General features: G+C 73.6%; 5 protein-coding genes. All 5 read left to right on the plus strand.

What is annotated here, in order from left to right; translation table 11 throughout:
* Window positions 1-156: 156 nt before the first annotated feature.
* A complete protein-coding gene (locus ACFVHB_RS39705) occupies window positions 157-1533 on the plus strand; it encodes an ABC transporter substrate-binding protein (protein ID WP_380332805.1) in 1377 nt (458 codons plus the stop codon).
* Window positions 1534-1620: 87 nt separating this feature from the next.
* Window positions 1621-2628, plus strand: coding sequence for a carbohydrate ABC transporter permease (locus ACFVHB_RS39710; protein ID WP_380332807.1), 1008 nt, complete (start codon window positions 1621-1623; stop codon window positions 2626-2628).
* A gap of 3 nt (window positions 2629-2631) precedes the next feature.
* Window positions 2632-3543, plus strand: coding sequence for a carbohydrate ABC transporter permease (locus tag ACFVHB_RS39715; protein ID WP_380332809.1), 912 nt, complete (start codon window positions 2632-2634; stop codon window positions 3541-3543).
* A gap of 41 nt (window positions 3544-3584) precedes the next feature.
* Window positions 3585-5045 (plus strand): GH1 family beta-glucosidase, encoded by a 1461-nt coding sequence (locus tag ACFVHB_RS39720; protein WP_380332811.1) that lies wholly within the window; start codon window positions 3585-3587, stop codon window positions 5043-5045.
* The gene (locus ACFVHB_RS39725; protein ID WP_380332813.1) at window positions 5042-5371 is read left to right on the plus strand and encodes a hypothetical protein; all 330 of its coding nucleotides are present in this window, start codon (window positions 5042-5044) and stop codon (window positions 5369-5371) included. The genes ACFVHB_RS39720 and ACFVHB_RS39725 overlap by 4 nt, the downstream gene beginning before the upstream one ends.
* Window positions 5372-5698 lie beyond the last annotated feature (327 nt).

Genomic DNA, 5698 nt, shown 5'->3' on the forward strand with positions numbered 1-5698 from the left:
TGCGCCTCGGATACCCCCATAAATATATACCCCCCGCCCCCAAAAACCTCCCACCATTCGGTGCGTGAGGTGGCTCCCCACAATTCCTAATTCGGCCCCCCCCCCACGTCCCCACCCACCGGCGCGCCCCGCACCATCCCGGACGAGGAGAGTGGCATGCGCAGCACCCGCACCCGTACGAACGCCACCAGCACGAGCACGAGCACCCGCACTCGCACCAGACCAGGACGCCTCACCGTGTCCGCCGCCCTGATCGCCGCCGGCGCCCTGCTGGCCGGCTGCAGCAGCGGCAGCGGGCACCAGGCCTCCGCCGGCGACGGCGGAACCATCACCCTGCGGGTCGGCACCTTCGGGTCCTTCGGCTACGACAACGAGACCGGCGCCAAGCTCTACGCCGAGTACGAGAAGCTGCACCCCAACATCAAGATCGTCGAGTCCAACGTGGCCGACGGCCAGAAGTACTGGGACACCCTCAAGCTGCGGCTCTCCCGGGACAGCGGCCTCGCCGACATCCAGGCCGTCGAGGTCGGCTTCATCGCCGAGGCCACCGGGCCCACCCTGGCCGGCAAGTGGGTGGACCTGTCCAGGACCGGCGGCGCGGACGTCAACGCCTTCCTGGACTGGAAGACCAAGCAGGCCACCACCGCGGACGGCAAGGTCATCGGGCTCGGCACCGACATCGGCCCGATGGCCGTCTGCTACAACAAGGACCTCTTCGCCAAGGCGGGGCTGCCCACCGACCGCACCCAGGTCGGCGCGCTCTGGGCGGGCAGCTGGGACAGGTTCCTCGAGGCCGGCCGCGCCTACCAGGCCAAGGCCCCCGAAGGCACCGCCTTCCACGACTCGGCCAGCGGCCTGTTCAACGCCGTGGTCTCCAGCGAGCCGGTCCAGTACGCCGACACCAAGGGCGAGTTGGACTACCAGAACAGCCCGGGCGTCAAGAAGGCCTGGTCCATCGCCACGGCGGCGGCCACCGGCGGGCTCACCGCCAAGCTGCGCCAGTTCGACGAGAAGGGCACCTGGAACGCCGGCTTCAAGAACAACAAGTTCGCCACCGTCGCCTGCCCGAGCTGGATGACCGGCATCATCAAGGAGCAGGGCGGCCCGGAGAACCAGGGCAAGTGGGACATCGCGCCGGCGCCGGTGGCCGGCAACTGGGGCGGCGCCTTCCTCGCCGTCCCGAAGTCGGGCGCCCACGTCGAGGAGGCGGCCAAGCTCGCCGCCTGGCTGACCGCGCCGGCGCAGCACGCCAAGGTGTTCGCGGTGAACGGCAACATCCCCTCGTCCAAGGACACCCTGACCTCCGCCGCCGTCCGGGACGCCAAGCTGCCGTACTTCGGAGACACGCCGGTCGGCCGGATCTACTCCGAGGCCGCGGCCGGCATCCGGGCGGTGCCGATCAGCCGCTGGGACGGTCAGGTGAAGACCTTCCTCACCGACAACGGCGTCCTCGACATCGAGCAGCGCGGGACCGATCCGGCCCAGGCCTGGGCGAACGTCAAGAAGCTGGTCGACGACAAGGTCCAGAAGTAGCGGGCCCCGCCGGGGGCCACTCCGCCGCGGATGGCCCCAGGCACGCCACCACGTCACCCGCAGGCACCGACCCGGAAGGACGCCCCCGTGTCCAGCCCCGTCCGGGTGGCGGCCGACGGCACCCCGCCGCCCGGCCCGCCGCCCTCCGTCACCACCGCCCCTCCCCCGCCGACCGGCCGCCCGCCGCGGGCGGCCTGGAGGCGGAAGCTCCACCGCTGGGACCTCAAGGCGGCGCCGTACGCGTTCGTCGCGCCGTTCTTCCTCTGCTTCGCCGCCTTCGGGCTCTTCCCGCTGATCTACACCGGCTGGCTCTCGCTGCACCGCGTCGAGCTCGGCGGCGAGGCCGAGTGGCGGGGGCTGCGGAACTACACCGACCTGTGGGACAGCGACTTCTTCTGGAACGCGCTGGCCAACACCTTCACCATCGGCGTCATCTCGACCGTCCCGCAGCTGCTGCTCGCGCTCGGCCTGGCGCACCTGCTCAACTACCGGGTCCGCGGCCGCGGTTTCCTCCGGGTCGCGGTGCTCGCGCCGTACGCCACGTCGATCGCCGCCGCCACGCTGGTCTTCGCCCAGCTCTTCAACAGCGACTACGGGCTGGTCAACACCGTGCTCGACCGGGTGGGCTTCGACCCGGTGGACTGGGAGTCCTCCAAATGGCCCGCGCAGATCGCCGTCTCGGTGATCGTGACCTGGCGGTGGACGGGCTACAACGCGCTGATCTACCTGGCCGCGATGCAGGCCGTGCCGCAGGACCTCTACGAGGCGGCGGCGCTGGACGGGGCCTCGCGCTGGCGGCAGTTCGTCAGCGTGACCATCCCGTCGATCCGCCCGACGATCCTGTTCACCGTCGTGGTGTCCACGATCGGGGCGACCCAGCTGTTCGGCGAGCCGATGCTGTTCGGCGGCAGCCTGGGGGTCAGCGGCGGCAGCGGCAACCAGTTCCAGACGCTGAGCCTGCTGATGTACGAGAAGGGCTGGGTGACCGGCGCGCTCGGCCAGGCCTCCGCGATCGCCTGGGTGATGCTGCTGTTCCCGCTGCTGCTCGGCGCCGCCCGGGCCCTCGTCGTCCGTCTGCGCCGCAGGAAGGGCTGATCCGTGACCACCACACCCGGGACCCCCGCACTCACCGCCTCCGGGCCCGCCCCACGCACCTACCGGCGCCGCCTGCGGCCGTCCGCGGGGCGCCAACACCACGCCGGGCCGCTCACGTACGTCCTGCTCGGCCTCGCCGCGCTGGTCTCGCTGTTCCCGCTGTACTGGAACCTGATCGCCGCCTCGCACACCGGGGAGCGCGTGGTCGCGGCCCCGGCGCCGCTGCTGCCGGGCGGGCACCTGCTCGACAACCTCGCCTTCGCCTGGAACCAGGTGGACCTGGGCGAGGCGCTGGTCAACACCACCGTGGTGGCCGGCCTGGTGGCGCTCTCCACCGTGCTGTTCTCCACGCTGGCCGGCTTCGCCTTCGCCAAGCTGCCGTTCCGCGGCCGGAACGTCCTGCTCGCCCTGGTGGTGGCCACCATGACGATCCCTCCGCAGCTCAGCGTGATCCCGCTGTACCAGATCATCACCGACCTGGGCTGGGTCGACCAGCTGCAGTCGGTCGTCCTGCCGTCCCTGGTCGCCGCGTTCGGGGTGTTCTTCATGCGGCAGTACCTGCTGGAGGCCCTGCCCGTGGAGTTGGTCGAGGCCGCCCGGGTGGACGGCGCACACAGCCTGAGGGTGGTCTGGCACGTGGTGTTCCCGGTCGCGCGGCCGGCCATGGCCGTGCTCGGCATGCTGGTCTTCGTCCAGGCGTGGAACGACTTCTTCTGGCCGTTCATCGCCCTCACCCCGGACGGCAGCCCCACCCTCCAGGTCGCGCTGGCCGGGCTCGGCTCGGGCAACCACAGCGTGAACCAGGCGATCGTGCTGACCGGCGCGCTCGTCTCGACGGTGCCGCTGCTGCTCGTCTTCGCCCTGCTGGGCAAACACATCGTGGGCGGCATCACCGCCGGCGCGGTGAAGAACTGACCGCGCGCCCTCCGTCCCCGCACACCCTGGGAGCACCCGTCGTGACCGACTCCGCCCTGAACCCCCGCTTCCCGGCCGGCTTCCTCTGGGGCGCGGCCACCTCCGCCTACCAGGTGGAGGGCGCCGTCGCCGAGGACGGCCGGACGCCGTCGATCTGGGACACCTTCTGCCGCACCCCGGGCAAGGTCTTCCAGGACCACACCGGCGACCTCGCCACCGACCACTACCACCGCTTCCGCGCGGACGTCCGGCTGATGGCCGGGCTCGGGCTGACCGCCTACCGCTTCTCGGTCGCCTGGCCGCGCGTCCAGCCCACCGGCCGCGGCCCCGCCGTGCAGCGGGGGCTGGACTTCTACCGCCGGCTCGCCGACGAGTTGCTCGCCGCCGGGATCACGCCCGTCGCCACGCTGTACCACTGGGACCTCCCGCAGGAGCTCGAGGCGGCCGGCGGCTGGCCGGAGCGGGCGACCGCCGAGCGGTTCGCCGAGTACGCCGCGCTGGTGGGCGACGCGCTCGGCGACCGGGTCGGGCAGTGGACCACCCTCAACGAGCCCTGGTGCAGCGCCTTCCTCGGCTACGGGTCCGGCGTGCACGCCCCCGGCCGGACCGATCCGGTGGCCGCCCTGCGCGCCGCCCACCACCTGAACCTGGGCCACGGGCTGGCCGTCCGGGCGCTGCGGTCCGCACTGCCGGCCGGCACCCGGGTGTCCGTCTCCCTCAACCTGCACGCGGTGCGTCCGCTCACCCCGTCGGCCGCGGACCGGGAGGCGGTGCGCCGGATCGACGCGGTCGGGAACCGGGTCTTCCTCGGCCCGATGCTGGAGGGCGCCTACCCCGAGGACCTGCTGGACGACACCGCGCACCTCACCGACTGGTCCTTCGTCCGGCCCGGCGACCCGGAGGCGGCCCATCAGCCGCTGGACTGGCTGGGCGTCAACTACTACACGCCGACCGTCGTCTCCGCGACCCCGGAGGGGGCCGCCCCGGCCCGCGAGGACGGCCACGGCGGCGGCCCCTCGCCCTGGCCGGGAGCGGACGCGGTGGGATTCCACCAGGCCGCGGGCGAGCGCACCGCGATGGGCTGGGCGGTCGACCCGTCCGGGCTGCACGAGCTGCTGACCGGGCTGGCCCGGCGCCACCCGGGGCTGCCGCTGATGGTCACCGAGAACGGCGCGGCGTACCGGGACGAGGTCCGCCCGGACGGCACGGTGGACGACCCGGAGCGCGCCGCGTACGTCCGGGCCCACCTGGCGGCCGTGCACCGGTCCCTCGCCGACGGCGCCGACGTCCGGGGCTACTTCCTGTGGTCGCTGCTGGACAACTTCGAGTGGGCGTACGGCTACGACAAGCGCTTCGGCCTGGTCCGGGTCGACTACGACACCCAGGCCCGCACCCCGAAGAGCAGCGCCCACTGGTACGGCCGGGTGGCGCGCACCGGCGAGCTGCACCCGGTCGGCGAACAGGGGACGCGGCCCGGCGCCCGGCTTACGATCAAGCCATGACCTCTTCCACCTCCTCGCTGTCGCTCTGGTCCAAGGACTCGCTCCTGTCCGTCGCCTCGGTCGGTTCGACGCTATCGGTCGGCTCGGTCGGATCCGTGCTCTCCGTGGGCTCGGTCGGCAGCGTGCTGTCCCTCGGCTCGGTCGGCTCGGCGCTCTCCGCGCTGTCGGGCGGCTCCTGGCTGAGTGTCGGCTCGCTGCTGTCGGCCAACTCCCGCTGGTCGGTCCTGTCCTGGCGGTCGCGGAACGGGCTGATGGCGGCGGGCGTGGTCGCGGCCGCGGCGGCCGCCGCCCTCGCCGTCGGCAGCGCGGCGCGCACCTCGGCCTGACGCCGCGTCGGAGGCGGGCGGCGCGCGGCGTCGCCCGCCTCCGCGGGGCCTCGCGGCCCGGCCGGCGTCCGCCCGCGCGGCTACCCGAGGTCGGACCCGGGCGCCGGGACGGCGTGCTCGGCGGCGCGGCTGACGTCCTCCCACCCGGCCCAGGTGTGTCGCAGCACGGAGGCCGGGGCGTACGGCCGACGCCCGGGCGGACCCGTGCCGGGGCCGCGCCGGGCCCTTGCCGGGGCCGCGGCCGGGGGGGGGGCGGCGGGGGCCCCCCCCCCGCGGGGGGGCAGGCGGCCGCGGGGGCCGGCCGGGCGGGCTACGAGTTGACCTCCA

It is taken from the genome of Kitasatospora sp. NPDC127111 (assembly GCF_042677465.1).
Taxonomy (GTDB): Bacteria; Actinomycetota; Actinomycetes; order Streptomycetales; family Streptomycetaceae; genus Kitasatospora.

Bases quoted from the DNA above. Each gene is read 5' to 3' on its own strand.
- ACFVHB_RS39705 (WP_380332805.1), top strand. From the start codon at position 157: ATGCGCAGCACCCGCACCCGTACGAACGCCACCAGCACGAGCACGAGC.
- ACFVHB_RS39725 (WP_380332813.1), top strand. From the start codon at position 5,042: ATGACCTCTTCCACCTCCTCGCTGTCGCTCTGGTCCAAGGACTCGCTC.